Consider the following 26,645-nt stretch of genomic DNA (forward strand, 5'->3'; position numbering starts at 1 on the left):
GATCGGAAGAGGCGCGGTCGACGGCTTGTGATCGAGATACTCGCGAACGTATGCTCGTCCGCGAGTATTTGTGAACGAGGAGTTGTCATGGCGAAGCGGCGGAAGGTCGGAAACCTGCTGGCGCTGGCCCTGCTCGCCCTGCTCGCGCCCGGGGACCCGATGCACCCGTACCAGATGGCGCAGCTGCTCCGGCGCACCGGCAAGGACCAGGACATCAACATCAAATGGGGCTCGCTCTACACGGTGGTGGGAAACCTCGAGAAGCACGGCTTCGTCGAGGCCACCGGCAGCGACCGGGAGGGGCGCCGGCCGGAGCGCACCTCCTACACGATCACCGCCGGCGGCCGGGCCGAACTGCTGGACTGGCTGCGCGAGCTGATGGCCGCGCCCGAGCCGGAGTACCCGAGGTTCGCCGCCGCGCTGTCCGTGCTGTCCGTGCTCGGGCCCGACGAGGCGACCGCCCTGCTCGAACAGCGGGAACGCGCGCTGGCGGACGACATCGCCACCCAGCGCGCGCAGCTCGAAGGCGCCGCGCGGGTGCCCCGGCTTTTCCTCGTCGAGTCGGAGTACACGCTGGCGATGCTTTCGGCCGAGGCGGCCTGGGTGCGCTCGCTGATCGCGGAGCTGCGCGGGGGCACGCTGTCCGGCCTGGCCGAGTGGCGCGACTACCACGAGACCGGCCGACGCCCGGTCGAGTGGTTGCGGATGCTGTGGGAGGGAGAGCCACCCACCCGTTGACCGGCGAGGGATCCCGGTGCGGTGCGCCAACACCGCACCGGGGTCGGGCCTCGCAACCATCCCGCGCGGGACGGGACCTGGTACCCGAGGTGTAGCGATCTCAAGGGTAACCGGGCTCCACGGCCGCACGCGCCGAGCGGCGCGCGGCTCCTTCGCGGGTACACATCACCACCCGTCGTAAGGGAGTTGGCGAAGTGGAAGACGGCAATCACAAGCGACTCAAACTGCTACCGGAGATGGAGGGCGTGACCGCCCGGTGGTACGCCCGCCAGCGCGGATCGGACGACCAGCGCGCGCGATTCCGCGAACAGGCCGCCCACCTGACCGCAGGCCTGCCGGACGGCGCCGACGTGCTGGAGGTGGCGCCCGGCCCCGGGTACCTCACGGTCGAACTGGCCCGGTCGGGGCGCTACCGGGTGACCGGGCTGGACATCGGCCGCACGTTCGTGCGGATGGCGGGCGAGTACGCCCGGCGGGAGGGCGTCGACATCGATTTCCGGCACGGCGACGTGTCGGCGATGCCGTTTCCGGCGGACTCCTTCGATTTCGTCATCTGCCAGGCGGCGTTCAAGAACTTCGTCCGCCCGGTGCTGGCGCTCGACGAGATGCACCGGGTATTGCGCCCGGGCGGGGTGGCGGTGATCCAGGACCTGCCGGCCGATGTCACGGGGTCCGAGATCGACCGCGAGGTGCGGCGCATGGGCGCGTCGGGGGTCAGCGCCTTCGTGGTCGGGTTCGCGCTGCGTGGGCTGCGCCGGCGGGCCCGCTCACGAGCCCAGTTCGAACAGCTCGTCGCCGCGAGCGCGTTCCGGACGGGTGAGATCCGGGTGGACGGCGTCGATCTGGAGGCGCGGCTGGCCAAGGCGTAGGCGGAGGCGGCGACCAGGGACCGCGTGGCGCCGGCACGGACGGCCGGCGCCACGCGAACCGCCCCTTCACCACCCGGGGTTCGGGGTCAGGCGAGGCGGCGCAGCAGCACCGTGGCCCGGTCGGGGTCGAAGAACGCGGGATCGAAGCGCCGGCCGATCCACTCCCGCATCGCCTCGTGTTCCGGGTGACCCGGGTCCCGCAACGCCTCCAGGAACCGGGCGTACCCCTGTGCCCCGCCGACGTCCTCCGGCGGGCAGCCCCGGTCCCCTTCCAGGCACAGCGGGTACCGCTCGTCCGGCTCCGCCGGGTAGAGCGCCTCGACGGCTATCTCGTGCTCCCACCAGTCGCCGAAGTCGTAGACGTAGCTGAACCGGCCGTCCTTGCCGGCGATCGCGTCCAGCCGGACGTCCAGTTCGTCCCGCAGGTCGAGTTCGCCCTCCGGATCCGGTACCCCGAACTGCACGCCCTCGATCTCGAACGAGTGCAGGTGGTAGTCCTGCCAACCCATCGCGTACTGGATCACCCGGTGCAGCCGATCCAGCGTGAACCCGCCTGGCACCGCCACCCGTCGCCAGATCACGGGTGCGACGTCAATAAGGGAAATCCTGAGCTGAAAGATCTGTCGAGACATCGTGTCCTCTCGGCTCGCCGGTCGGCCGGCGTGCTCATTCTCGCCGAGTGCCCCATTCTTGACGCAAGAGGGCGAGCGAAGGAGGTTGTCGTGATCTGCCAGGCGTGTCGCGACCGGCGGCATGATCAGTGCCGGGGTGGCAACTGGTGTGACTGCCAGCACCGGTCGCCGGACCCCTCGCCACCGGCCACCGGGCCGGCCGGAGAGTAATACACCCGACACTTACGAGGAGCCGCCGTGCACCGGATCTGGCCAGCGACCGACCCGACCCCGCTCGACGACGCCGCGCTCATAGCGCTGTATCAGCCCACCACCGCCGTACTGCGGGTCAACTTCGTCACCAGCGTGGACGGCGCGGTCGAGGTGGAGGGGCACTCCAAGGGCCTCCAGTCCCCCGGTGACCAGCAGGTCTTCCCGCTGCTGCGGATGTTCGCCGAGGGGCTGATGGTGGGCGCCGGCACCATCCGCGAGGAGGGGTACGGCGGCGTCCGGCCCAGGTCGGAGCGGCGCGACTGGCGGGTGGCGCACGGCCTCGACCCGTACCCCCGGTTGATCATCGTGTCCCGCCGGCTCGACCTGTCCCCGACCCACCCGGCGTTCGCCGACGCCGCGACCCGGCCGATCGTGATCACCTGTGCCGGCTCCCCGGCGGATCGGCGTGCCGCGCTCGCCGAGGTGGCCGACGTGCTGGAGCACGGGGAGCACGAGGTCGACCTGGCGGCGGCGGTGACCGACCTTCGGGCACGCGGGCTGGACCAGATCCTGTGCGAGGGTGGGCCGCACCTGTTCGGCTCGCTGACCGAGGGCGGCCTGGTCGACGAGGTATGCCTGACCATGACGCCGATGCTGGCCGGGCCCGGCGCCGGCCGGATCACCGCGGGCGTGGGCACCGGTGTCCAAGGGCTCACGCTCGCTCACGCGCTGTACGACGACGGAACGCTCCTCCTGCGGTACGCGAGGAATGCGTAGCTTGTCGTGCCGACCTCGTCGCTTCCGGGCGTGCCCCGACCATGGCCGTCGTACGCGTGAGGCACGATGCCCGAATGGACTTCTCCGGGCAGGCTCCGGTCGGTCGGGTGCTCGGCACCGCCGACGCGACGCCGTTGCAGTTCTGGGTGGCCGTCGCGCCGGGCGAGTACCTACAGCTCGACGATGTCGTGGTGACCAGACGTGACCTGCCCGACCAGCCGCCGGTGACGATCGCCGGGGTGGTCACCGCCGTACGGGCCAGACACGAGGGTGCGCAGTTCGAGTCGGACGTGTTCGCCATCGCGGACGGCACGCTGCCGGCCCAGGTGCAGGAGGCCGCCGAGATCACCACCACCCGGGTGGACCCGGAGCTGTACGTGCCGCCGTCGCCGGGTTCGCTGGTCCACCGGGCGGCCGGCGACGACCGGTCCCGGGCGCTGTACTTCGACCGGATGGAGCAGAAGGTGCCGCTGGGCACCGGCCGGGACGGCCTGCCGGTGTTCCTGAACTTCGAGTTCCTCAACGGTCAGCGCGGCGCACACGCGTCCATCTCGGGCATCTCCGGCGTGGCCACCAAGACGTCGTTCGCCACGTTCCTGCTGTACTCGGTGTTCCGTTCCGGGGTGCTGGGGGCCGAGTCGGTCAACACCAAGGCGCTCATCTTCAACGTCAAGGGCGAGGATCTGCTGTTCCTCGACCACCCGAACTCCCGGCTCACCGACGCCACGGCGGCCTCGTACGCGAAGCTGGGCCTATCGGCCGCGCCGTTCTCGGACGTGTCCGTGTACGCTCCGCCACGCCCTGGTGACCCTTCGGGTACCCCGGACGTGTCCAGCCGACTGTCCGGAGTGGACAGTTTCTACTGGACGCTGGCGGAGTTCTGCGCGGACGGGCTGCTGCCCTACGTGTTCGCCGACGCCGACGACGAGCGGCAGCAGTACACGATGGTGGTGCACTCGGTCGCCGCGCACCTGACCAGGGTGGCCACCCCGGCCGACGGCGGGGTGACCATCGACGGCGTGCGCATCGGCTCCTACGCCGACCTGGTGGACTTCGTCGTCGCCCAACTGGCCGACGAGGCCACCCGCGGCTTCTGGGCCGGCTCGGCGGTCGGGCTGGGCACCGTCAACGCCTTCTCCCGCCGGCTCATCGGGTCGAAGAAGGACCTCGGCCGGCTGGTCCGCGGCGACCTGGCGCCGGGTACCCGGCATTCGGTCAACACGGCCGAGAGCGCCCAGGTGACAGTGGTCGACCTGCACAACCTGCCGGACCGGGCGCAGCGGTTCGTGGTCGGCGTCACGCTCAAGACCGAGTTCGAGCGCAAGGAGAAGGCCGGCACCGCCAAGCCCCTGCTGTTCGTGGTGCTGGACGAACTGAACAAGTACGCGCCCAGGGAGGGCACCAGCCCGATCAAGGAAATCCTGCTGGACATCGCCGAGCGCGGCCGGTCGCTGGGCGTGGTGCTGATCGGTGCGCAGCAGACCGCCAGCGAGGTGGAGCGGCGCATCGTCGCCAACTCGGCGGTGCGGATCGTGGGCCGGCTCGACCCGGCCGAGGCGTCCCGCCCGGAGTACGGATTCCTGCCGCCGGCCCAGCGCGCCCGGGCGCTGATCGCCAAGCCCGGCACCATGTTCGTCAATCAGCCGGAGCTGCCCGTTCCGCTGGTGGTGGAGTTCCCGTTCCCGGCGTGGGCGACCAGGCCGGCCGAGGCGGGCCAGCCGCCCCGGGCCACGCTGCGTTCGCTGACCCAGGCCGCCGACGCGTTCGCCGTCGTGGGCGCCAGACCGCCCGGCGCCTCACTGTCCGATGAGGACATCCCGTTCTGATGGGAGCCTGGGACCGATGAGAATCCTGCACACCTCGGACTGGCACATCGGGAAAGTCCTCAAAGGACAGTCCCGGGTCGAGGAGCACATCGCGGTGCTCCGACAGCTGGTCGACATCGCCCGCGAACAGCGGCCCGACCTGGTCGTCGTGGCCGGCGACCTCTACGACACGGCGGTGCCCACGCCGGACGCGACCCGGTTGGTCACCCGCGCGCTGTCCGCGCTGCGCGGCACCGGAGCCGACGTGGTGGCCATCGCCGGCAATCACGACAACGGCGCGGCCCTGGACGCGCTGCGGGCCTGGGCCGACGCGGCCGGCATCGTGCTGCGCGGCACGGTGCGGGACCGGCCGGACGACCACATCGTGACCGGTCAGACCCGGGACGGTGAGCCGTGGCGGCTGGTGGCGCTGCCGTTCCTGTCCCAGCGGTACGCGATCCGGGCCACCGAGATGTTCGACCTGTCGGCGGCCGAGGCCACCCAGACGTACGCCGACCACGTCGGGCGCCTGTTGAGGAGGCTGAGCGAGGGCTTCGGCGGCGACACGGTGAACCTGGTGACCGCGCATCTGACCGTCATCGGGGGAACGATGGGCGGCGGCGAGCGGGACGCACACACCATCCAGGCGTACGCGGTGCCCACCACGGTGTTCTCCCCCGCCACGCACTACGTCGCGCTCGGGCACCTGCACCGCGCCCAGTCGATCCTCGGGCCGTGCCCGGTGCACTACAGCGGGGCGCCGCTGCAGGTGGACTTCGGCGAGGAGGAGAACGTCTCCTCGGTCACCATGGTCGAGGTGGGCACGAGCAGCGCGGCGAGGACCCGGCAGGTCCCGGTGGCTGCCGCGGTGCCGCTGCGCACCGTACGCGGCACCCTCGATGAACTGTCCAAAGTGGACGGTTCCGAGGGTTGGCTGCGGGTGTACGTGCGGGAGCGGCCCCGGGCCGGGCTGCGCGAGGCGGTGCAGGAGCTGTTGCCCCGCGCGCTGGAGGTGCGCATCGATCCGGCCCTGGTCGCCGAGTTGGCCGAAAGCGGCCAGCGCGGGACGGCCCAGCGCACCGGCCGGGCGCCGGGCGAGCTGTTCGCCGACTACCTGACCAGCCGGGGGCACGCCGACCCGGCGGTCAGTCAACTGTTCGACCGGCTCTACGGCGAGGTGCGCACGTCATGAGGCCGCTGCGGCTGGACATCGAGGGCTTCACCGTGTTCCGCGAACTGACCACGGTGGACTTCACCGACGCGGACTTCTTCGCACTGGTCGGCCCCACCGGGTCCGGCAAGTCCACCATCCTGGACGCGATCTGCTTCGCGCTCTACGGCACGGTGCCCCGCTGGAACGACCGGCGGGCGGTGGCCAACGCGCTGCCGCCCTCGGGTGCGCAGGCCCGGGTGCGGCTGGTGTTCGAGTCGGCCGGCTCGCGGTACGCGGCCACCCGCGTGGTGCGCCGGGACAGCAAGGGCCGGGTCACCACCAGCCACGCCGGGTTGGAGCTGCTGCCCAAGGGCTTCGATCTGTCCATATTGGACAAAGACTCGGCGGCCGGCGACCCGCTCGACCTCGGCGAGCCGCTGGCCGGCACCCCGGCCGAGATGGAGCAGGCCGTCCTGTCCGCGATAGGGCTGCCGTACGAGCAGTTCACCAGCTGCCTGGTGCTGCCGCAGGGCGCGTTCGCCGAATTCCTGCACGCGAAGCCGGCCCAGCGCCAGCAGATCCTGGTCAACCTGCTCGGGCTGTCCGTCTACGAGGAGATCCGCAACCGGGCCACCACCCTGGCGACCGAGGCGGACGCTCAACTCGCCGCGGTCGACCGCCAGCTGGGCGAGCTCGCCGACGCGACCGACGAGGCGCTGGCGCTGGCTGCCGAGCGGGTGGACGCCATGCGGTCGCTCGCGGTGGAGGTCTCCGCCGCCGTACCGCTGCTGGTCGTCGCCCAGCGCGACGCGCAGGCCACCCGCGCCGCGCTGGCCGACCTCGACGGCGAGTTGGACCGGCTGGCCGAGGTGCGCGCCCCGGCGGAGGCGGGCGACCTCGCCGCGGCCGGTGCCGCCGCGGACGCCGAGCTGGCGCGGACCACCGACGAGGTGACCGCGGCCGAAGAGCACGAGGAGCGGCTGCGCGCCGAGCTGGCCGAGGCCGGCGACGTGCCCACCATGCACCGGTTGCTGGACCAGTTCGTCGAGCGGGACCGGATAGCCGTACAGGGGGGCGACTTCACCGGCGCGGTCGGGCAGGCCGAGGCGGAGTACGAGAAGGCGGTGCGGGCGCTGGACGCGGCGAGCGAGGCGTCCGCGATGGCCGCCGAGGAGGTGGCGGCCGCCGAGCACGCCGTCGAGCAGGCGCGCACCGCGGACCGGGCCGCGAGCCTGCGCCCGCACCTGCGCGTCGGGCACGCCTGCCCGGTCTGTACCCAGCAGGTCAGCGAGCTGCCCGCCATGCCTGAGGCGCCCGCGCTGACCGCCGCCTCGGCCCGGCTCACCGAGACGCGGCGGCGGGCCGAGGCGGCCGGCGCGGTGGCGGTCTCCCGCGACCGTGCGGTGCGCGACCTGGACAAGGCGGCCAGCCGGGTGCGGGCCGAGCGCGACGCGCTGAACCGGCAGCTGGTCACCCTGGACGCGAAGCTGGCGGGCGTGGAGCCGGCGGCGCTGCGGGCCGGGCTCGACGCGGCCGGCCGGCTGCAGCGGGACCTGGACACCGCGGGCCGGCGCGTCCGCACGACCCGGGACGAGCACCGCCGGGCGTCGTCGCAGGTCTCCCGGGCCCGGCAGCGGCTGGCCGCGGCATGGCGCGCGTTCGACGAGGTACGCGACGCGGTGGCCCCCCTCGGGCCGCCGCCGACCGACCGCGAGGATCTCGCGGCGGCATGGCGCCTGCTGTCCGAGTGGGCGCGCCTGGAGTGGAACGCTCGGCGCGACCGCCGCACCGAGTTGGCCACCGCGCAGGAGGCGGCGCAGGCGGCAGCGGTCGCCGCGACCGCGAAAATCGCGAAGCTATTCACCGACGCGAACCTGCCGGTGCCGACCGGGCCGGTGCAGCCGGCCGGCGACGGTCCGGCCGGTGCGGGCTCGGCACGCGCCGAGCGGGTCGGGCCGGCCGAGGCCGCGGCGATAGCCGTCGAGCGGGCCGAGTCCGCGCATGCCCGACTGGTCGAGCGGCGCGAGCAGGCCGACCGGCTCGCCCAGCGGCGCGCCGACCACGAGCGGGACGGCCAACTGGCCCGCGCGCTGGCCACCCACCTGCGGGCGAACAACTTCGAGCGCTGGCTGCTGGAGGAGGCGCTCGACCGGCTGGTGGAGGGCGGCTCCCGGATCCTGCGCGAGCTGTCCGGCGGCCAGTACGAACTGGTCCACGACAAGGGCGAGTTCTTCGTCATCGACCAGCACGACGCGGCGCTACGCCGGGGCGTGCGCACGCTGTCCGGCGGCGAGACGTTCCAGGCGTCGCTGGCCCTCGCGCTGGCACTGTCCGAGCAGCTGACCGGGATGTCGACCGGGGCGGCCAGTCTGGAGTCGATCCTGCTCGACGAGGGCTTCGGCACCCTGGACGTGTCCACGTTGGACACCGTGGCGGCCACCCTGGAGAACCTGGCCGCCCGCGGCGAACGGATGGTGGGCGTGGTCACCCACGTCGGCGCGCTGGCCGAACGGGTACCGGTCAGGTTCGAGGTGCGCAAGGACGCGCGGACCGCCCGGGTGGAACGGGTACAGGGATGAACGCGCTGTCCTGGGAGTCGTGGGGCACCGCGTACGGCACCAGCGTCGACATCGACGACGGGCCGTCGACCGACCGCAGCGGTCAGGTCAACGACGAGGTCGAACTGCCGGCCGCCGCCTGGAAGGCGATCCCGCCACCGGACGCCTCCCTGCGGCCGGACGTGGTGACGTTCGTCGACGGCGTGATGCGCAACGATGCCCGGGGCTGGCTGACCGACGACGCCGGCGACACCCACCCGGTGCTGGCCGCCTCGTACGCGGCCGGGGCGGTGCGCTGCGACCGGCGGCGCGGGGTCGCCGAGGTGATCGGCCCGGTGGTCGAGCGCGCACTGCTCAGCGCCATGCCCGACGCACCATCGATCGGCACCGAGCCGGCCCGGTACGCGGCGCACCGGGCCAGCCGGGACGCCGCCGAGCACCTGGACCGCGACCTGAGCAAGCTGCTGTCCGCCCTGGAGCTGAAGGTCTCCCACGAGGCCGGGGCGGTCGCCGCCGAGGACGAACTCCTGGTGGTCGACGGGCGGCTTCGGGAGCGCCGCGACCTGCCGAATACCCTCGGATACGTGAAGACCCAGCACAGCCGGTACCTGGAGCCGCCGCTGGTGAGGGTGGTCACCGGGTTGGCGGTCGGGCACCGGACCCCGGTCTTCTCCTTCTCCGGCCTGTTCTCCTGGTACCTGCGCCTGCCCGGCCCCGTCGGCTCGCCGTGGAGCGGCATCGTCCGGCTGGAGTGCGCCGACCGGATGACCGCGGCGGACGCGATCCGGCTGGCCGGCGTGTCGGCCGCCACCCTGCCGGGCTTCGCCTCCAGCGCGTACAAGGATCCGCGCGCACCGCAGAACCTGATCCCCATCGCCGGGCTGGAGCGCCGGCTGCGCGGGCTGCTGGGCGATCCCCGGTTGCTGCAGCGCACGCTGCGCACGGCAGTCCGATGAGGACAGTCCGATGAGGACAGTTCTGGAGCTGCCCGCGCACTACGACTTCGCCGGTACCCTCGCCCCGCTGTGCCTGGGTCGGGCCGACCCGGCGGCCCGGCTGAGCCACACCGAGCTGTGGTGGGCCGTGCGCACCCCCGACGGGCCGGCCACCCTGCACCTGCGCCGGAACGGCGACACCGCCGAGGCGACCGGCTACGGTGCCGGCGCCGGCTGGGTGATCGAGGCGGCCGACGCCATCGCCGGCCTGCACGACGACGTGCGCGGGTTCGCCACCCTCGCCGACCGGCACCCGGTGGTGCGCCGGGCCTGGCACGACCGGCCCGGGCTGCGGATGACCCGCACCGGCCGGCTGTTCACCCATCTGCTGCCGACCGTCCTGGCCCAGAAGGTGTCCGGCAAGGAGGCGTTCCGAAGTTACGCGAAGATCGTGCGGCACTTCGGCGAACCGGCGCCCGGCCCGCTCGACGGGCTGCTCCTGCCGCCCGATCCGGCGCGGATCGCGGCGTCGCCGTACTGGGTGTTCCACCCGCTCGGGGTGGAGCAGAAGCGCGCCGACACGCTGCGCCGGGTGGCCGCCGTGGCGGACCGGCTGGAGGCGGCACCGGATCCGGCCACCGCCACCGCCCGGCTGACCTGCCTGCCCGGCGTCGGGGACTGGACGGCGGCGGAGGCCGTCCGGCCCGCGTACGGCGACCCGGACGCGGTCACCGTCGGCGACTACAACATCCCGCACCACGTCGGGTACGCGCTGACCGGCGCGGCGCGCGCCGGCTCCCGGGAATCGGCACCGGGCCGGATCAGCGAGGCGGACGCCCGGATGCTGGAGCTGCTGGAGCCGTTCGCCGGGCAGCGGGCCCGGGTGGTCCAGCTGCTGATGGCCGCCACGCCCGCGCCGCCCCGGTTCGGGCCCCGGATGCCGCTGCGCTCCTTCGCCCGGTTCTGACCGCCGGCCGGGAGCACGACGATGAGGGGTTTCGCCCGGTACGAGTTCCAGCTCGTGCTGCTGCGGCGAATGGCCGATCACCAGCCCGACCTGGTCGCCGCGGCCCGGTCCGAGCTGGGCGCCACCCGCGCGCAGGCGCTGGCGGCGCACACCCGGTGGCAGCGGCTGCTGCACTCGCCCCGCGCCCCGCGCGACCTGGGCCTGTACCGGGCCGTGCTCGGCCCGCCCGACGAAGAGCGCAGCCGGCAGGTGGGCGACCTCACCGTCACCGCGCACACCTGGCCATTGCCCATACTGTGGCCGCACCTGCGCTGGGAGGTGCTGACCGATTCCGCCGGTGCCGTGCTGCACGCCTGGCTGGTCCGGGCGCCCGGCCAGGCGATCCCCGTGCTGCCCCCGCCGGACCGGCTGGCGCCCTGGTCGTGCGTGGTGGGCGACGCGCTCGCCAACTACCCCGACGCCCAGCCCGCCCCGCCGGACACGCCGTCGTACTGGCCGATCGACGTGGCCACCGAGCACGGCGAGCCGTACCGGCTGCTGTTCGTGCACGGGCTCTTCCAGCTCGCGCGGCCGACCCGACCGGCCGGCTGGCCGAGCGAGCGACGGCCGACCCGACCGGGCGACCGCGCGAGCGGTCAGTCCTGAACCCGGGTCAGGCCGCCACCAGCGTCGCGGTGACCCGCCCCTCGACCGCGTACGTGCCGGCGTCGTGGATCAGCGCCGCGGCGCCCATCAGGCTCGCCCGCGGGCCCAGCAGCGCGCCGACCACCTCGACCCGGGCCACGAACGGCAGCCCCGCGTGCTCGGCCAGGGACCGGCGCAGCGGCGCCATCAGCAGCTCACCGGCCTGCGACACGCCACCACCGATGATGGCGCGGCGCAGATCACAGGTGGCCGTCGCGCCCGCGATCATGGCGCCGAGTACCCGACCGGCCCGCTCGAACGCCGCCAGGGCCACCGGGTCACCGGCCCTCGCCGCCGCCGCCAGCTCAACTCCGTCCGCGCTGGCCTGCGGTGTCCAGCCGTTGGCGCGGGCCCAGCGCACCATGGACGGCCCGCTGGCGTACGCCTCGGGACAGCCCCGGCCGCCGCACTGGCACGGATCGCCGTCCACCACCACCGGCGCATGACCGACATGTCCGGCGTTGCCGGATGCCCCACCGTGCAGCCGGCCACCGAGGATCAGGCCGCCGCCGATGCCGGTCGAGACCACTATGGCGAGCAGGTCGTCGCAGCCCCGCCCGGCGCCGCGCCAGTGCTCCCCGGCCGCGGTCGCGGGGCCGTCGCCGGCCAGCCGGGTGGGCCGGCCCGGTACCAGGTCGGCGAGGCGGGCCAGCAGCGGCGCCCCGTGCAGCTGCGGGATGTTGACCGGGGTCACGGTGCCGGCGGTCAGGTCCACCGGGCCGGCGCTGCTGATCCCGATGCCGGTCACCCGGTCCAGCCCGTACGGCGCGGCCACCTTGGCGATCAACTCACGTACCCGGTCGATCAGGCCGACGCCCGAGTCACCGTCGCCGCCCGCCGTCGGGATCGCCGAGTGGTGGTAGACCCCACCGGCCTCGTCGACCAGGGCCACCGCCGCCTTCGTGCCGCCCACGTCGACCGCGACGGCGACCTGACCAGCCGTGTCGGGTACCGGCTCCGTCATGATGGTGCAGTCCTTTCCCTTGCCGGCGCGCCACCCGCTCGCCGGCACCGCCCCGAGGGGTGCGGCGACGGGCGGGCACGCCAAGCGGGGCGGAGCAACAGCCCCACCCCGCCGGTTGTCGTCAGTTCAGCAGGATTCCTTGTAGAAATACTTGCTCACGCTCGGGTCGTTCAGGTTCTGAGAGGTGATGGCGACCAGGTCGGTGCCGATCGTCGCCTGCACCGACTTGCCCTGGATGGCCGCGACGGCCTGGTCGACGCCCTGCCGGCCGATGCTCGCCGGGTCCTGGGCGATCAGCACCTGGACCGTACCATTCTTCAGGTCATCGACCTGCTGGGGACCGGCGTCGAACGCCGAGATCTTGATCTGCCCCTTCTTGCCGGCCTGGGTCACGCCCGCGGCCACGCCCTCGGCCGTGTTGACATTGTCCGCGAAGACGCCGCCCAGGTCCGGATGCGCCGCGATGGTGGACTGCACGATGGACGTCGCCTTTGCCGGGTCGTCGTTGTCGTACTGCACCGGCAGCAGCGTGATGCCCGGGTGCGCCGCCTTCATCTGATCGTTGAAGCCCTTGATCCGGGCATCGGTCGTGGACACGCCCGGCTTCACGCTGATGACGATCGCCGAGCCCTTGTCGCCCATCTCCTTCGCCAGCGCGTCGGCCGCCGTCTTACCGCCCGCCTCGTTGTCCGAGGAGATCCGGGAGACCCCGACCGAGTTGTCGGTGACCGAGGTGTCAACCAGCACGACCTTGGTACCGGCGCCCTGCATCTGCTGGATGTCGGGGGTCAGCGCGTCGGTGTCCACCGGCGAGATGAGCAGCGCGGCCGGCTGGGTGGCGGCCACCGAGTCGATGATCGGGCGCTGCAGCGACACGTCCCACTGGGCCGAGCCGTCCGCCTTGAACTTCACACCCTGCTTCTGCGCCTCCTGCTGGGCCGCGCAGGTCATGGTGATGTAGAACGGGTCGCTCTTGACCCCGGTAATGAGCTCCACGGTCTTGCCGGACAGCGAGCCGCCGGAGGATCCGCCGGTCGACGAGCTGGACTTGCCGCAGCCGGCGGCCGCGGCCACCACGGTGAGCGCGGCGACGGCCACGCACGCCGTCCTTCTTGTGCCCATGTGTGCCTCCAGAAGGTGAGTTGTCAGCTGCGTTCCCGGGAACGCCGGCGCAGTTGGTCGAGGTAGACCGCGAAGACGAGGACGACGCCCACCGCAACGTCCTGCCAGTACTGCTGGACGCCGATGATGACCAGCCCGCTGTTGAGCACGGCGGGGATGAACACGCCGATGACCGTGCCGACGATGGAGCCGCGCCCGCCGAACAGGCTGGTGCCGCCCATCACCACGGCGGTGATGACGGCGAGGTTGTCCGTGCTGTGGCCGGCAATCGTGGTGGTGTGGAAGAAGGCCAGCGACATCACGCCGGCGATGCCGGCCATCGCGCCGGACAGCGCGTACACCTTGATGAGCTGGCGCTCGACCTTGATGCCGACCCGCCGGGTGGCCTCGGCGTTGGAGCCGATCGCGTACGTGTACCGGCCGAACCTGGTGTACGCCAGGATCAGCCCGAACGCGACGGTGCACACCACCGCGACCACCACCAGCCACGGGATGACCCCGAACAGCTTGCCCAGGCCCAGCGTCGAGACCAGGGCGTTCGGCGCGCCACCGGCCACATCATTGCCGGTGGTGACGATCCGGGCGACGCCCAGCGCCACACCCAGGCCACCGAGCGTGACGATCAGCGGCGGTACCTTGGCCTTCGCGCATACGAAACCCTGCAGCACGCCCCAGGCGGTACCGGTGGCCACGCTGATCAGGATGCCGACGATGATGGTCGGCCAGCCCGCCTTGTACCCGCCGTGGTGCGCCACGTACTCGGCGGCCAGCACGCCGGACAGGATGAGTACCGAGCCGACCGACAGGTCGATGCCCCCGGTGATGATGACGAACGTCATGCCCACGCCGAGCACCAGGTAGATGGCCGCGTTGGTGGCGATCTGCGTGACGTCGTACTGGGTCAGGAAGGTGCCGGGCGCGGCGATGGTGAAGAACACCACCAGCCCGACCAGGATCAGGAAGGTCCACAGCGCGTTCGCGCCGAGCAGCCGCTGGGCCAGCGGAGTGCCCGGGTCTTCGACGGCCGCGCCGTTGTCCTGCGCCTGCGTCTGTACCGCGCTCGTGCCGGATCGACGCTCGCTCATGCCGGATCCTCGCTGAGCGCACCGGTCATGGCGCCGACTAGTTCCTCCACCGTGGACTCCGCCGCGGTGAACTGGGCGACCCGCCGGCCCAGTCGCAGCACCTCCACCCGATCGGCCACGGCCAGTACCTCCGGCATGTTGTGACTGATGAGCACCACCGACACGCCGCGGTCGCGGACCCGCCGGATGGTGTCGAGCACCCGGCCGCGCTGGACCACTCCCAGCGCGGCGGTCGGCTCGTCCATGAAAATGACCTTGTCGGCGTACGCCACCGCCCGGGCCACCGCGACCGACTGGCGCTGCCCGCCGGACAGCGAGCCGACCGGCACCGAGATGTCGCGCAGGTCGATGCCCAACTCGGCGAAGGCGGTCCGGGCGGCCCGACGCATCGCGCCCCGGTCCAGGATGTTCAGCGGGCGCAGCAGGCCGCCGAGGTACAGTTCGCGCCCCAGGTGCAGGTTGGCCGCGGCGTCCAGGTCGGGCGCGAGAGCGAGATCCTGGTACACCGTCTCGATGCCCTGCCGCTGAGCGTCCAGCGGGCTGTCCAGGTGCACCACCCGCCCGTCCAGCACCATCTCGCCACCGTCCGGCCGGATCGCCCCGGACAGCACCTTGACCAGGGTGCTCTTGCCGGCACCGTTGTCGCCGATCAGCGCGACGACCTCGCCCCGGTACGCGGTGAAGTCGGCGCCCTGCAAGGCCTGCACGTGCCCGTACCGTTTGGTCAGGCCGCGAGCTTCGAGCAGCGGTTCGGTCATCGGCAATCCCCGAGCTTTATCGATGAGATTTGCTGGTAACGTTCACACGGTTCCGCGATTCTGTGCAGGCCAAGACGGTGTGTCAAGACCATCGATGATCGCCGACCGGCCCCATTGCCGAGCCGGCCACCTGCGGAAACATTGACGAATTCCACCGCCTCGAGCAGCGGCATCGTTGCCGGATCGTGATGGCGCCGAACCCCGCCCCGTTACCCGGGTTGCCAGGTCGATCGATGGTGTGGCAACATCCACGCCGGTTGATAACGTTCCCTGATTCGCCGCCCACAACGCGCGAACGTGAACTAGGTGATCGCCAGTGGCCGCTCGACCGACCATGAAGGACGTCGCCCAGGCGGCCGGGGTCAGCCTGATGACGGTTTCCCGGGTGGTCAACGGCGATCGCGGGGTGTCGGCGCAGACCACGGCGCGGGTCGCGCAGGCGGTGGCCCGGCTCGGATACCAGCGCAACGACAACGCGTCGCACCTGCGGCGCAAGGCGCAGACCACGCGCACCATCGGACTGGTCGTGGACGACCTGGCCAACCCGTTCTACGCCACCCTGGCCCGCGCTGTAGAGGACGAGGCCTACCGGCGCGGTTATCTCGTGCTGGTCAGCAGCACCAACGACGATCCCCGCCGGGAGCGCGAGGTGGTGCTGGCGTTCTCCGCGCGGCAGGTGGACGGCCTGATAGTGGTGCCCACGGCCGGCACGCACAGCCTGCTCAAGGCGCAGATGGCCCAGGGCATGCCGGTGGTCTGCGCGGACCGGCCGGCGCGCGGGCTGGGCGCCGACACGGTCACCGTGGACAACCGCGACGCGACCCGTCGGGCGGTGATCCACCTGCTCGACCACCGGCACCGCCGGATCGCCTACCTCGGCGACCAGCGCGAGATCTGGACCCTGCGCGAGCGCTTCGCCGGCTACCAGGAGGCCCTGCGCGGGCACGGCGTGGAGCCGGACCCCGGGCTGGTCCGCCACGGGCTGCGCAGCCGGGACGAGGCGGCCCAGGCGGTCGCCGAGCTGATGCGCCAGCCGGACCCGCCGACCGCGCTGTTCAGCAGCAACGACCTGATAACCATCGGCGCGATCGACGGGCTGGGCGCCCCGCTACCCGGGGTCGCGCTGGTCGGCTTCGACGACTTCCCGCTGGCCGACCGGCTGCCCCGGCCGGTTACCGTGGTCAGCCAGGACCCGGCCACCATCGGAGGTACCGCCGCCCAGTTGCTGTTCTCGCGGATCGACGGGTACCGGGCCCCGCCCCGGTCCGTCGTGCTGATGACCAGGTTCATCGTCCGCGGCTCCGGCGAGATCGCACCACCCTGACCGCCCGCCGGACCCCGCCGGAGTTCCGGGGAGGGTCGGAGCGGCGGATCGCGGACACCCCACGGAAAACTCCATGATCGGGACCTCACGGAACGTGAGAACCACACACGATGGCATCCTCCCATCTGGGAGGATGGCGGAAGCGACCGAATCCCGGGGGGCGTAGGCCGGCGGACAGGCAACAGCTCCGTCCCGGGGGACCGTTCCGCCCACGGCGGCCGATCGAGGTGGGGTACGCGCAATGGAGGGTGACCGCTCCGGTTGCCGCAGGACCAGGTACTCGGTGGCCCCACGCCTGACCCGCCAGCGGGCCGCGATCCTGGTCATCACCCTGTTCGCGCTCGCCATGGCCGGCTGCACCCCGAGCCTGCGCTGGGTGTCCGCGCCGGCCGCCGGACGGCCACCGGGCGCGGCCGAGACGTCGGCGCCCGGCACCGGCGGGACCGCCGTCCGGTGGACGCCGTGCCAGCAGGAGGCGAGCGCCCTGCTGACCCGCTTACCGAGCGGCATCACGTACGACTGCGCCACGATCGAGGTACCCCAGGACTGGGCCGCGCCGGACAACGGCAAGACCTTCGACCTCGCGCTGACCCGGGTGCACAGCGCCAACCAGACCGCCCGGCTCGGCTCGCTCGTGGTCAACCCCGGCGGCCCCGGCGCGTCCGGCGTGGACCTGGCCATGTATTTGTCGACCGAGCTACCCCAGGACGTCCTGCGGCGCTTCGACGTGGTCGGCTTCGATCCGCGCGGCGTCGGCAAGTCCGACCCGGTCAAGTGCTTCACCGACGCGGACGAGGACGCCACGTTCGGCGCCAACCCCGATCCGGTCAGCCAGGCGGATTTCGACGCCGAGGTGGCGCTCAACCAGAAGATGGCGCAGGGCTGCCAGGCGAAGTACGGCGACACCCTGCGGCTGTTCAGCACCGAGCAGGCGGCCCGGGACCTGGACGCGGTCCGCGCGGCGGTCGGCGACTCGAAGCTCACCTACCTCGGCTACTCGTACGGCAGCCTGCTCGGCGCCACGTACGCGCAATTGTTCCCGAAGAACATCCGGGCGATGGTGCTCGACGGCGCGATCGACCCCACCGCCAGCACGGTGACCGCGGTCGAGGGCCAGGCCCAGGGTTTCGAGCACGCCTACGACGAGTTCGCCGCCTGGTGCAAGCAGAATTCCTGCCCGGCCGGCGCCGATCCGCGCGCCACCCTGACCGGCCTGCTCGACACGGCGAAGACCCAACCGGCGCACAATGCCGACGGCCGCGACGCCACCGGCGGCTGGATTCTGACCGGCGTGGCGGAGTCGCTGTACTCGCAGGAGGAGTGGCCGCTGCTGGGGCAGGCGCTGGGCGACCTGACACACGGTAACCCCGCGAAGATCTTCCAGCTCGCCGACGCGTACGCCGAGCGCGACTCGTCCGGGCACTACACGAACATGTTCGACATCTTCAACACGGTCGAGTGCGACGACGACAACAGCGGCGAGACCGTCTCGCAGGCGCGTGCCCTGCAGAGCCAGTGGCGGACCAAGTACCCGATCTTCGGCACCCAGATGGCACTCGGCCTGATCTCGTGCGCCGTCTGGCCGGCCAAGCGGGACCCGTACCCGACCGGCAAGGCAGTCGGGGCGCCGCCGGTCGTGGTCATCGGCACCACCAACGATCCGGCCACGCCCTACGAGCAGACCGCGAAGCTGGCCAGCATGCTCGGCGTCGGCCGGGTGCTCACCTGGCAGGGCGAGGGGCACACCGCGTACCCGCAGACCGAGTGCATCCGGCAGGCCGTCGACGGATACCTGGTCGACCTGAAGGTGCCGGCCGCCGGGACAACCTGCCCGGCACAGTGAGCGCACGGCACAGTGAGCGCACGGTGACGCGCAGCCGATAGCCCTCCGATAGACCTTCGTGAGATCGTGTAATCCGACGGGAATCGACCGTGCGGATCCCCCGTCATCCCTGTGTCGTTGACGACGTTCCTTCCGACGGGGGTTGGTATCCATGGCCGACACGGCTCTTACGCCGGCCGACGAGCGGCGGTTGATGGAGATCGTTATGGCGCACGACGCGCCACCAGGCCAGTCCGCCTGCCAGGCGTGCGGACTGCCTCATCCCTGCACGGCGAGCGCCGACGCCCGCCGTCGCCTGATCGCGGCCGGCATCGACCTCGATCTCGCGTCCACCATCTGGAGCTGAATCCCGCGAGTCCCTTGGCGCTCAGCCTGTGGGGCGGCGGCCAGCCTGTGGGACGGCGGTCAGCCGGTGGGGCGGCGGTCAGCCGTTGCGGGCCCGGCTCGGCTGCACCCGCAGCGGTTCGCCCGGCATCTTCGGGTAGTCCGGCGGGTAGGGCAGGTCGCCGATGCCTTCGCTCTCGTCCTGCCGCGCCCATTCCAGCAGCGGGGTCAGGTCGTGCTCGACGTCGTCGATGCCGGCGTGCGGGTCGGCGCCGGCCGCCAGCCGCGCCGGTACGGTGCGCAGATCGAAATCGTTCGGCTCGACCTGGGTCAGCTCGTCCCAGCTGACCGGCGTGGACACCGTGGCGCGCGGATTGGCCCGCAACGAGTACGCGCAGGCGATCGTGCGGTCGCGAGCCATCTGGTTGAAGTCGACGAACACGCGCTCGCCCCGCTCCTCCTTCCACCAGTTGGTGGTAACCAGATCCGGCCGGCGGCGCTCGACGCGTCGGGCCAGCGCGATGGCCGCCCGGCGTACCTGCACGAAACTCCACTGTGGACTGATCCGGACGTACACGTGGACCCCGCGACCGCCGGACGTCTTCGGGTACCCGATCCAGCCGAGTTCGTCGAACAGGGCGCGCACCTCGCCCGCGACCGTCACCGCGTCGGCGAAGTCGGTGCCGGGCTGGGGATCCAGGTCGATGCGCAGCTCATCGGGGCTGTCCACGTCGGTTACCCGCACCGGCCACGGGTGGAACACGATGGTGCCCAGCTGCGCCGCCCATGCCACGTGCGCCAGGTCGGCCGGGCACAGTTCGTCGGCCTTCCGGCCGCTCGGGAACGCGATGCTGGCGGTCCGCACCCACTCGGGCACGCCCCGGGCCGGTACCCGCTTCTGGAAGAACATCTCCCCGTCGATGCCGTCGGGGAACCGCTGCACGGTGGTGGGCCGCTCGCGCAGCGCCCGCAGGATGCCCTCGCCGACCGCGAGGTAGTAGTCGAAGACGTCGCCCTTGGTGAAGCCGCGCTCGGGAAAATAGATCTTGTCGCGGTTGGTCAGCCGGACGTCACGCCCGGCCACCTCGATCTCCTCGGCCTTTGCCGCCATTCCATGACCCTAGAGGATCCGCGGCCGCTCGCCGGGTACGCCACGGGGAAGGATGGACCCGATCGTCCCGTAACGTGCGTAAAGCTCCGTCTGGGGCATTTTCCCGAAACGGTGGGACTATGGCGATCTTTCCTGGTTATAGTCGCTGAGTCGTCCGCGAGGCGGTGCCGCGCGGGCATCGATCGCCACGCCAGGAGAACCGCCGCGCCAGGGCAACAGCCGCGCCAGGAGAACAGCCGAATGCGCATGCTCAACCACAACGACTATCGGGCAGCGCGCCGGTTCCCGGCGCTCGATGGGCTGCGTGCCGTCGCGGCACTGATGGTGGTGGCCTTTCACTTCGCCGGCGAGCGCTGGTCGGGGCTGTCGGGGTGGAGCGGCGTACAGATCTTCTTCGTCCTGTCCGGCTTCCTCATCACCACCCTCGCGCTGCGGGAGGAGGGCAGGGGCGGGCGGATCTCGCTGCGCGCCTTCTACCTGCGCCGGGTGTTCCGGATCCTGCCCGTGTACGGCGTGGTGCTGGTCGTGCTGGTCGGCGTGTACCACGCCCAGGACCAGTTGCGCGCGTCCGGAACGCTGGCCGCGCTGCCCTACTACGCCTCGACGGTGTTCACCGACTTCGCCCCGCCCGGGGGCTTCATGCAGTCCTGGACCATCGGCGTCGAACAGAAGTTCTACCTGCTCTGGCCGCTGCTGGCGTTCGCCGCCGGGGCGGTCGCGCTGCGCCGCCGGGTCGCGCTGACCGTCGGGCTACTCGGGGGGACTCTCGGGGTCATGGCCGGCTTCGACCAGGGCGCCGCGGTGCACTACGCGACCATCCTGATCGGCTGCCTGCTGGCGCTGCTCATGCACGACCGGCGGACCTTCCGGTGGGTACGCCCGTTGACGCACCCGGTGGTCGGGGCGCTGATCGCGGTCGGGTTCGCCGTGGCCCAGCTGACCATCCGGCCGGCGGTCGACTGGTTCGGTGGCGAACCAGTGGTGATCGCCGGGTACTCGGTGGCGGTCGCGCTGCTGCTGCCGTCCCTGCTGCACACCGGCCCGCTGCACTGGGCGCTCTCCCGCCGCCCGATGACCTGGGCCGGCGAGCGGTCGTACTCCCTGTATCTCGTCCAGGGGCTGGCCGGCATGGTGGTGATCGACATGCTGCGTACCCACCCGGGTGGCATCCAGGCCGCGCTGACCGCGCTGGTGGGACTGATCATGGCTGACGTGCTGCACCGCTGGGTGGAGCGTCCAATGATCGAGCTGGGTCGCCGGCTGAGCCGGCCGCGCCCTGTTCGCGAGCCGCGCCCCGTGCCCGAGGCGCGCCCGGCCGCTTGGGCGCTCGCGGGGGCCGAGGCACACCTGGCGGCCGAGGCACATCTGGCGGCCGAGGCACATCTGGCGGCCGAGGCCTACCTGGCGGCCGAGACCCGGCCGGCCGCGCCGAGGTCGGCGGTGGCGGCGACGGCCACCCGGCTGGCCCGAGAGGCCGCGCCCGGCGAGCCGACGCGAGCCGCAACGGGTTCGTCCTGAGCGTTCGGCCAATCGCGCCGTACCGTTGAGGCATGGATCTTTCACAGACCGACCTACCCAAGACCGAGGATGAGTGGCGGGTCCGGCTGACCCCGGCAGAGTTCCGCGTGCTGCGCCAGGCCGGCACCGAGGCGCCCTGGACCGGTGAGTACACCGACACCAAGACCGTGGGCGTGTACCGCTGCCGGGCGTGCGGCACCGAGCTGTTCGCCAGCGACACCAAGTTCGACAGCCACTGCGGCTGGCCGAGCTTCTTCCAGCCCCTGGCCGGGGACCGGGTGCGCTACATCGAGGACACCTCGATGGGCATGAAGCGGGTCGAGGTGCGCTGCGCGAACTGCGACTCGCACCTGGGCCACGTGTTCGAGGGCGAGGGCTACGGCACCCCGACCGACCAGCGGTACTGCATCAACTCGATCAGCCTGACCCTCGAGCCCCGTGAAGGCTGAGCCGGCGCTGGCCGGGTCGGTGGGGGCCGAACCGGCCGGCATCGCGCTGGCGAGCTTCGACGAGCTGGCCGCCGGCACGCTGTACGCGCTGCTGCGGCTGCGCGTGGACGTGTTCGTGGTGGAGCAGAACTGCCCGTACCCGGAGCTGGACGGCAGGGACACCGAGCCCGGTACCCGGCATGTCTGGACCGGCTCGGACGGCCTGCCCACCGGGTACCTGCGGATCATGGAGGAGCCGGACGGCAGCGCCCGGATCGGCCGGGTCTGCGTCGCCGCGCCGCAGCGCGGCACCGGCCTGGCCCGGCGGCTGATGGCCGCGGCGCTGGAGCGGGTCGGCGACCGCGCCTGCGTGCTGGACGCCCAGTCCCACCTGGCCGGCTTCTACGCCAGCCTGGGCTTCGCGCCGACCGGGCCGGAGTTCGTCGAGGATGGCATCCCGCACATCCCGATGCGGCGAGCCGGCGCGGTCGCCCGGACGGCCGCCGTTTCCGGCTGAGAGCCGCGTCACACCTCGCCGCGCGCACCGAGGACGGGCCGCACGCCGGAGGCGGCGGCCCTCACCGGCGACCCGGGCCGGCGTTACGGCAGGCCGGCGATCAGCTCCGGGACCGAGCGGCGCCGGCCGGTGTAGAACGGCACCTCCTCGCGCACGTGCCGGCGCGTCTCCGAGGCGCGCAGGTCACGCATCAGGTCGACGATGCGGTGCAGCTCGTCCGCCTCGAACGCGAGGATCCACTCGTAGTCGCCCAGCGCGAAGCTGGCCACGGTGTTGGCCCGCACATCCGGGTACCCGCGGGCCAGCTTGCCGTGCTCGGCCAGCAGATCGCGGCGCTCCTCGTCGGGGAGCAGGTACCACTCGTAGGACCGGACGAACGGGTACACGCTGACGTACGGGCGGGCGTGCTCATCGGCGAGGAAGGCCGGCAGGTGGCTCTTGTTGAACTCGGCCGGCCGGTGCAGCGCCATCTGCGACCAGACCGGGGTCAGGTGCCGGCCCAGGACCGTGCGGCGCAGCAGCCCGTAGGCGTCCTGGAGCAGGTCGGAGCTTGGCGCGTGCCACCAGATCAGCAGGTCGGCGTCGGCCCGCAGCCCGGCCACGTCGTACGTGCCCCGGATCACCACGTCCTTCTCGGCCAGCTGCTCGAACAACCCCTCGACCTCGGTGATCAGGTCGTTGCGCAGCAGGGGCAGCGGTTGGCTGACCCGGAACACGGACCACATCGTGTATCGAATGGTCGCGTTCAGTTCTTTGATCCGCGCGGCGTTGGTCTGGTCGCTCATGCCAACGAGTCTAAGAGGTGCTCGGCGGCCGCCTCGCCGGAGCGTACGCAGGCCGGGATGCCAACCCCGTCGTACGCCGCCCCGGCCACCGCCAGGGTCGGGTGCGCGGCCAGTGCGGCCCGGACGGCGGCCACCCGTCCCAGGTGCCCGGGCTGGTACTGCGGCAGCCCGCCGCCCCAGCGAACCACGTCCGCGGTGACCGGCTCCGGCAGCACGGTGTCGAGCAGCCGCCCGAGTTCGTCGCGGGCGAGCGTGATCAGCTCGGAGTCGGTGCGCTGCAGGACGGCGGTGTCGCCGTACCGGCCGACCGACGCGCGCAGCAGCGCCACGCCATCGGCCCGGCGCAGGTGATCCCACTTGGTGCTGAAGATTGTCAGTGCCTTGACCGCGTACCCCTCCACGGCCGGTACCAGCAGCCCGGACAGCGCCGGCAGCGCCGGCTCCGGCACCGCCATCCGCACGAGCGCCACGCTCGCGTAGTCCAGCACGCCGACCTGCTCCGCCGCGGCGCGGTCGACCTCGGACAGCAGCCGCGCGGCCGGCCGGGCCGGCACCGCGAGCACCACGGCATCGACGTCCACGGTGGACGGATCCCGGGTGGAGCCGACCACCAGCCGCCAGCCGCCGCCGGCGCGCGACAGGCTCCGCACCGGCAGTCCCAGCCTTACCCGGGCGCCGGCCGCCTCCGCGACCGCCGCCACGAGCCGGCTCAGGCCGCCGTCGATGGTGCCGAAGACCGGCCTGGCGCCCCCAGCCGCACCGCGCGCCGCCGACCGGGCGCCGGCCGCCATCGCGGCCCGCACCGCGGCGGCCAGGGTCGACTCCACGCGGGCCGCGCGGGCCAGCGCCGGCACCGTGGTAGCCAGCGAGAGATCGTCGGCCCGGCCCGCGTACACCCCGCCCAGCAGCGGGTCGACCAGCCGGTCCACCACCTCGTCCCCGAACCTGGCCCGGACCAGCGCACCGACCGCCATGTCCTCGTCGGGCGCGAGCAGCGGACCGCCCAGGTCCCGGTCCCGGTCGAGGTCCGGCCGCGCCACACCGTCGAGGCTGGCCGGGTCGGCCGGCACCCCCATCAGCGTGCCGCGCGGGATGGGCCGCAGCGCGTTGTCCACAGCGAGCGCGGCCTGGCTGGTCGCCGGGTGCCGGATGGCGTCGCCGAGCCCCACCCGGCGGACCAGTTCGGCCGCGGGGCTGGGCGAGCCGTCCGGGTCGCGCATGAGAAAGCTCTCCGCCCCGGCCTCGAGATATCCCTCCCCGAAGGCGTCCGTGCGCAGCTTCCCGCCCAGCCGGGCGCTCTGCTCGAAGATCGTTATGCCGGCGCGCGGCCCGAGCCGCTCGCGCAGCCGCAGGGCCGCGGCCAGGCCGGCGATGCCGCCTCCTATGACCGCGATCTCCACTGACCGGGTTACGTCCACCCTCGCAGCCTAGGCACTTAGAGTGTTGGCCATGACCGGGGTAGCGGTGGTGACTGGTGCGGCACAGGGAATCGGGCGGCGTTGCGCTGAGGTGCTCGCCGAGGGCGGGTACGAGGTGGTGCTGTTCGACCGGCAGCCGATCGACGACTTCTCCGGCGGCTTGACGGTCGCCGGCGACGTGACCAGCGAGGCGGACGTGGCGGCGTGTGCCGCCGCCGTGACCGAGCGCTACGGCCGCATCGACGTGGTGGTCAACAACGCCGGCATCGCCAGCATCGGCCCGGCCGAGGACATGGCGGTGGAGGCCTGGCGCCGGGTGCTCGACGTCAACCTGACCGGGCCCTTCCTGATCAGCCAGGCGTTCGGCCGCACCATGCTGGCCCAGCGCTCGGGCTCGATCGTCAACGTCGCGTCCGTGGCGGGGCTGCGGGGCGTGGCCGACCGGTCGGCGTACAACGCCAGCAAGCACGGGCTGATCGGGCTGACCCGTACGCTCGCCGCCGAGTGGGGCGGGCGCGGGGTGCGGGTGAACGCGGTGTGCCCGGGCTGGGTCAAGACCCCGATGGACGACGCGAACCAGGGCGAGGGCGCGTACGTGGACGAGGACATCACCTCGCACGTTCCGCTGGGCCGGTTCGCCAGCCCGGACGACATCGCCCAGGCGGTGCTGTTCCTCGCCGACCCGGCGCGCAGCGGCTTCATCAACGGCACCGCGCTGTCGGTGGACGGCGGCTGGTACGGCGACGGGTCCTGGCAGTCGCTGCGACTGGGTACCAGGACCCGCTGAGGCCACCTCTTCAGGGATGAGCCGGGCGGCGCCGCTGACGGTGCCGCCCGAGGTTCCGGCGGCCGCCTCCGCTCAGGCCTCGGCGTCGGGGCCTCTCGGCGAGTCGGCCCGCGTCGGGTCGTGGCCCAGGGTCATCAGCGTGCTGCGCCACGGGTCGTCATTGATGTCCGACTCGGGGGCGTTCTGCAGCCTGCCACGGATCAGGTCCGAGACCTGACGCATCGTGTCCAGGTCGGTACCGGTGATGTCGGTGCGCCGCTTCTCCTTGATCTGGAGTACCTGTAGCCCCAGCGCGTGGATGTCGATGTCCGGTTCGGGGGCGTAGGTATCCGCCCCGTCCGGGGTGTTGAACAGCCAGTCGCGCAACTCCGGGGACTGCATGTTCACCAGAGCGTGGAAGTTCTCCCACGACTCAACAAACTCGGAATCGTTCCTGTTCACCACGGAAGAGACCCCCTACCGAGACTCGACGGACTCGGAATCATGGCGATTCATTCGCCCATGACCTCGACTGAACCTGTACCCGATCGACCCCGGCACAACCCTCAGGCCCGAGGATCTCGTCTCCGGCACGGGCCGGTGGCAGAGCCGGATCCGCCGGCGCTCCGCGCGACGTGAACTCATTCGGGCCGGTACCCGGCAACCCCTGTACGAGCGCCGTCCCGCCGGCCCATCGTGACGCCAGTACCCATATTGACCCGACGCATATACTCCGGCATCGGGGTGGCTCAAGGGACGGGGGAAGCCATTGTGCCTGGGTTTGTGACGAGCCGCCTGGCCTCGTTGCCGATGCGTTGGCTGGGGGCCGGAGCCGGGGTCCTCGCGCTGGGAGTCTCCGGGATCTTTGGCGGTCTGAAGTCGGCCGATCCCGGCATCCCACAGCTCAAGCCGAACGTGGTCAGCAAGGACGGCCCCTGGAACGTCAGCGTGATTGCGTGCCGGGTGGTCGACGACCTCTCCCCACTGCATCCGGCGACCGACGGCGACCGCTGGTTCATCGTGCTGGCCAACGTCGACGTGACCGCCGACAACAGCCAGAGCGGCATCGGCGGAATAATCCGGTTGCCGAACGTCGCCGGCCTGGTCGACCAGGCTCCCGATCACGTGCTGCTGAGCCGGGACGGCTCTGTCGTCGACTACCTGAACCCGGGCATGACGGAGCGGATCGGCTTCGTCTGGGAGCAGTCCAGCAAGGTACCGGTCCCGACCCAGGCTCTGGTGCAGGTCTACGGCGCGACGCTGCGCGACTCCTCGCTGACCGGCGACAAGGAGTGGCTGGACTCGTCGGTGCGGGCCACGGTGCTCGCACCGGTGCAGGACAGACGGACATGAGCCAGCCCCCCGCCAGCCC

General features: G+C 72.1%; 26 protein-coding genes. 17 read left to right on the forward strand and 9 right to left on the reverse strand.

What is annotated here, in order from left to right; translation table 11 throughout:
* The first annotated feature begins 87 nt into the window (after nt 1-87).
* Entirely contained in the window at nt 88-738 is a 651-nt protein-coding gene (locus ABEA87_RS07980; RefSeq protein ID WP_345627496.1) for a PadR family transcriptional regulator, read from the forward strand.
* A 194-nt stretch (nt 739-932) separates the two neighbouring features.
* On the forward strand, nt 933-1,607 hold the full coding sequence (locus ABEA87_RS07985) for a class I SAM-dependent methyltransferase (protein ID WP_345627498.1): 675 nt from the start codon (nt 933-935) through the stop codon (nt 1,605-1,607).
* Between the two features lie 86 nt (nt 1,608-1,693).
* Here ABEA87_RS07985 and ABEA87_RS07990 read toward each other — a convergent pair whose 3' ends face one another.
* Nucleotides 1,694-2,239, reverse strand: a complete 546-nt coding sequence (locus ABEA87_RS07990) for a plasmid pRiA4b ORF-3 family protein (RefSeq protein WP_345627500.1) — start codon at nt 2,237-2,239, stop codon at nt 1,694-1,696.
* Nucleotides 2,240-2,476: 237 nt separating this feature from the next.
* On the opposite strand from ABEA87_RS07990, the gene ABEA87_RS07995 reads away from it, so the two are divergent.
* The 7 genes from ABEA87_RS07995 to ABEA87_RS08025 all read left to right on the forward strand — a co-directional run bounded on the left by ABEA87_RS07995 (nt 2,477) and on the right by ABEA87_RS08025 (nt 11,271).
* Nucleotides 2,477-3,208 carry a pyrimidine reductase family protein gene (locus tag ABEA87_RS07995; RefSeq protein WP_345627502.1) on the forward strand — a complete coding sequence of 244 codons (732 nt, stop codon included), beginning with the start codon at nt 2,477-2,479 and terminating at the stop codon, nt 3,206-3,208.
* Between the two features lie 74 nt (nt 3,209-3,282).
* Entirely contained in the window at nt 3,283-5,034 is a 1,752-nt protein-coding gene (locus ABEA87_RS08000; RefSeq protein WP_345627504.1) for an ATP-binding protein, read from the forward strand.
* 16 nt (nt 5,035-5,050) lie between these two features.
* Nucleotides 5,051-6,205, forward strand: coding sequence for an exonuclease SbcCD subunit D (locus ABEA87_RS08005; RefSeq protein WP_345627506.1), 1,155 nt, complete (start codon nt 5,051-5,053; stop codon nt 6,203-6,205).
* A complete protein-coding gene (locus ABEA87_RS08010; protein WP_345627507.1) occupies nt 6,202-8,745 on the forward strand; it encodes an SMC family ATPase in 2,544 nt (847 codons plus the stop codon). The genes ABEA87_RS08005 and ABEA87_RS08010 overlap by 4 nt, the downstream gene beginning before the upstream one ends.
* The gene (locus tag ABEA87_RS08015) at nt 8,742-9,680 is read left to right on the forward strand and encodes a hypothetical protein (RefSeq protein WP_345627509.1); all 939 of its coding nucleotides are present in this window, start codon (nt 8,742-8,744) and stop codon (nt 9,678-9,680) included. The genes ABEA87_RS08010 and ABEA87_RS08015 overlap by 4 nt, the downstream gene beginning before the upstream one ends.
* 10 nt (nt 9,681-9,690) lie before the next feature.
* Nucleotides 9,691-10,626: a DNA-3-methyladenine glycosylase family protein gene (locus ABEA87_RS08020; protein WP_345627510.1), complete on the forward strand. Its 936-nt coding sequence runs from the start codon at nt 9,691-9,693 to the stop codon at nt 10,624-10,626.
* 21 nt (nt 10,627-10,647) lie between these two features.
* Entirely contained in the window at nt 10,648-11,271 is a 624-nt protein-coding gene (locus tag ABEA87_RS08025) for a hypothetical protein (protein ID WP_345627512.1), read from the forward strand.
* A 7-nt stretch (nt 11,272-11,278) separates the two neighbouring features.
* Here the strand turns inward: ABEA87_RS08025 and ABEA87_RS08030 are convergent, their stop codons facing one another.
* The 4 genes from ABEA87_RS08030 to ABEA87_RS08045 all read right to left on the reverse strand — a co-directional run bounded on the left by ABEA87_RS08030 (nt 11,279) and on the right by ABEA87_RS08045 (nt 15,239).
* A complete protein-coding gene (locus ABEA87_RS08030) occupies nt 11,279-12,274 on the reverse strand; it encodes an ROK family protein (RefSeq protein WP_345627513.1) in 996 nt (331 codons plus the stop codon).
* A 126-nt stretch (nt 12,275-12,400) separates the two neighbouring features.
* The gene (locus ABEA87_RS08035) at nt 12,401-13,396 is read right to left on the reverse strand and encodes an ABC transporter substrate-binding protein (protein WP_345627515.1); all 996 of its coding nucleotides are present in this window, start codon (nt 13,394-13,396) and stop codon (nt 12,401-12,403) included.
* A 23-nt stretch (nt 13,397-13,419) separates the two neighbouring features.
* On the reverse strand, nt 13,420-14,481 hold the full coding sequence (locus tag ABEA87_RS08040) for an ABC transporter permease (RefSeq protein WP_345627517.1): 1,062 nt from the start codon (nt 14,479-14,481) through the stop codon (nt 13,420-13,422).
* On the reverse strand, nt 14,478-15,239 hold the full coding sequence (locus ABEA87_RS08045; protein ID WP_345627519.1) for an ATP-binding cassette domain-containing protein: 762 nt from the start codon (nt 15,237-15,239) through the stop codon (nt 14,478-14,480). The genes ABEA87_RS08040 and ABEA87_RS08045 overlap by 4 nt, the downstream gene beginning before the upstream one ends.
* A 316-nt stretch (nt 15,240-15,555) precedes the next feature.
* Here ABEA87_RS08045 and ABEA87_RS08050 point away from each other — a divergent pair, with 316 nt between their 5' ends.
* The 3 genes from ABEA87_RS08050 to ABEA87_RS08060 all read left to right on the forward strand — a co-directional run bounded on the left by ABEA87_RS08050 (nt 15,556) and on the right by ABEA87_RS08060 (nt 18,752).
* A complete protein-coding gene (locus tag ABEA87_RS08050; RefSeq protein WP_345627521.1) occupies nt 15,556-16,563 on the forward strand; it encodes a LacI family DNA-binding transcriptional regulator in 1,008 nt (335 codons plus the stop codon).
* A 295-nt stretch (nt 16,564-16,858) separates the two neighbouring features.
* Nucleotides 16,859-18,406: an alpha/beta hydrolase gene (locus ABEA87_RS08055; RefSeq protein ID WP_425570813.1), complete on the forward strand. Its 1,548-nt coding sequence runs from the start codon at nt 16,859-16,861 to the stop codon at nt 18,404-18,406.
* Between the two features lie 151 nt (nt 18,407-18,557).
* Nucleotides 18,558-18,752 (forward strand): hypothetical protein, encoded by a 195-nt coding sequence (locus ABEA87_RS08060; RefSeq protein WP_345627524.1) that lies wholly within the window; start codon nt 18,558-18,560, stop codon nt 18,750-18,752.
* 78 nt (nt 18,753-18,830) lie between these two features.
* On the opposite strand, the gene ligD is transcribed toward ABEA87_RS08060, so the two are convergent.
* On the reverse strand, nt 18,831-19,841 hold the full coding sequence (gene ligD, locus ABEA87_RS08065) for a non-homologous end-joining DNA ligase (protein WP_345627526.1): 1,011 nt from the start codon (nt 19,839-19,841) through the stop codon (nt 18,831-18,833).
* 240 nt (nt 19,842-20,081) lie between these two features.
* On the opposite strand from ligD, the gene ABEA87_RS08070 reads away from it, so the two are divergent.
* The 3 genes from ABEA87_RS08070 to ABEA87_RS08080 are packed head-to-tail and all read left to right on the forward strand — an operon-like array spanning nt 20,082 to nt 22,304.
* Entirely contained in the window at nt 20,082-21,359 is a 1,278-nt protein-coding gene (locus ABEA87_RS08070) for an acyltransferase family protein (protein ID WP_345627528.1), read from the forward strand.
* Between the two features lie 32 nt (nt 21,360-21,391).
* A complete protein-coding gene (msrB, locus tag ABEA87_RS08075; protein ID WP_345627530.1) occupies nt 21,392-21,808 on the forward strand; it encodes a peptide-methionine (R)-S-oxide reductase MsrB in 417 nt (138 codons plus the stop codon).
* A complete protein-coding gene (locus ABEA87_RS08080; protein ID WP_345627532.1) occupies nt 21,798-22,304 on the forward strand; it encodes a GNAT family N-acetyltransferase in 507 nt (168 codons plus the stop codon). The genes msrB and ABEA87_RS08080 overlap by 11 nt, the downstream gene beginning before the upstream one ends.
* A gap of 83 nt (nt 22,305-22,387) precedes the next feature.
* Here the strand turns inward: ABEA87_RS08080 and hemQ are convergent, their stop codons facing one another.
* Nucleotides 22,388-23,089: a hydrogen peroxide-dependent heme synthase gene (hemQ, locus tag ABEA87_RS08085; RefSeq protein ID WP_345627533.1), complete on the reverse strand. Its 702-nt coding sequence runs from the start codon at nt 23,087-23,089 to the stop codon at nt 22,388-22,390.
* Entirely contained in the window at nt 23,086-24,507 is a 1,422-nt protein-coding gene (gene hemG / locus ABEA87_RS08090; protein ID WP_345627534.1) for a protoporphyrinogen oxidase, read from the reverse strand. Before hemG ends, hemQ begins: the two co-directional genes overlap by 4 nt.
* A gap of 31 nt (nt 24,508-24,538) precedes the next feature.
* Here hemG and ABEA87_RS08095 point away from each other — a divergent pair, with 31 nt between their 5' ends.
* Entirely contained in the window at nt 24,539-25,294 is a 756-nt protein-coding gene (locus ABEA87_RS08095; RefSeq protein ID WP_345627536.1) for an SDR family NAD(P)-dependent oxidoreductase, read from the forward strand.
* A gap of 72 nt (nt 25,295-25,366) precedes the next feature.
* Here the strand turns inward: ABEA87_RS08095 and ABEA87_RS08100 are convergent, their stop codons facing one another.
* The gene (locus ABEA87_RS08100; RefSeq protein WP_345627538.1) at nt 25,367-25,735 is read right to left on the reverse strand and encodes a DUF3140 domain-containing protein; all 369 of its coding nucleotides are present in this window, start codon (nt 25,733-25,735) and stop codon (nt 25,367-25,369) included.
* A gap of 309 nt (nt 25,736-26,044) precedes the next feature.
* Between ABEA87_RS08100 and ABEA87_RS08105 the strand changes: the two genes are divergently transcribed.
* Nucleotides 26,045-26,626 carry a hypothetical protein gene (locus ABEA87_RS08105; RefSeq protein ID WP_345627540.1) on the forward strand — a complete coding sequence of 194 codons (582 nt, stop codon included), beginning with the start codon at nt 26,045-26,047 and terminating at the stop codon, nt 26,624-26,626.
* The last annotated feature ends 19 nt before the right edge of the window (nt 26,627-26,645 follow it).

This window comes from Rugosimonospora acidiphila (genome assembly GCF_039543385.1).
GTDB classification, from domain to species: Bacteria; Actinomycetota; Actinomycetes; order Mycobacteriales; family Micromonosporaceae; genus Rugosimonospora; species Rugosimonospora acidiphila.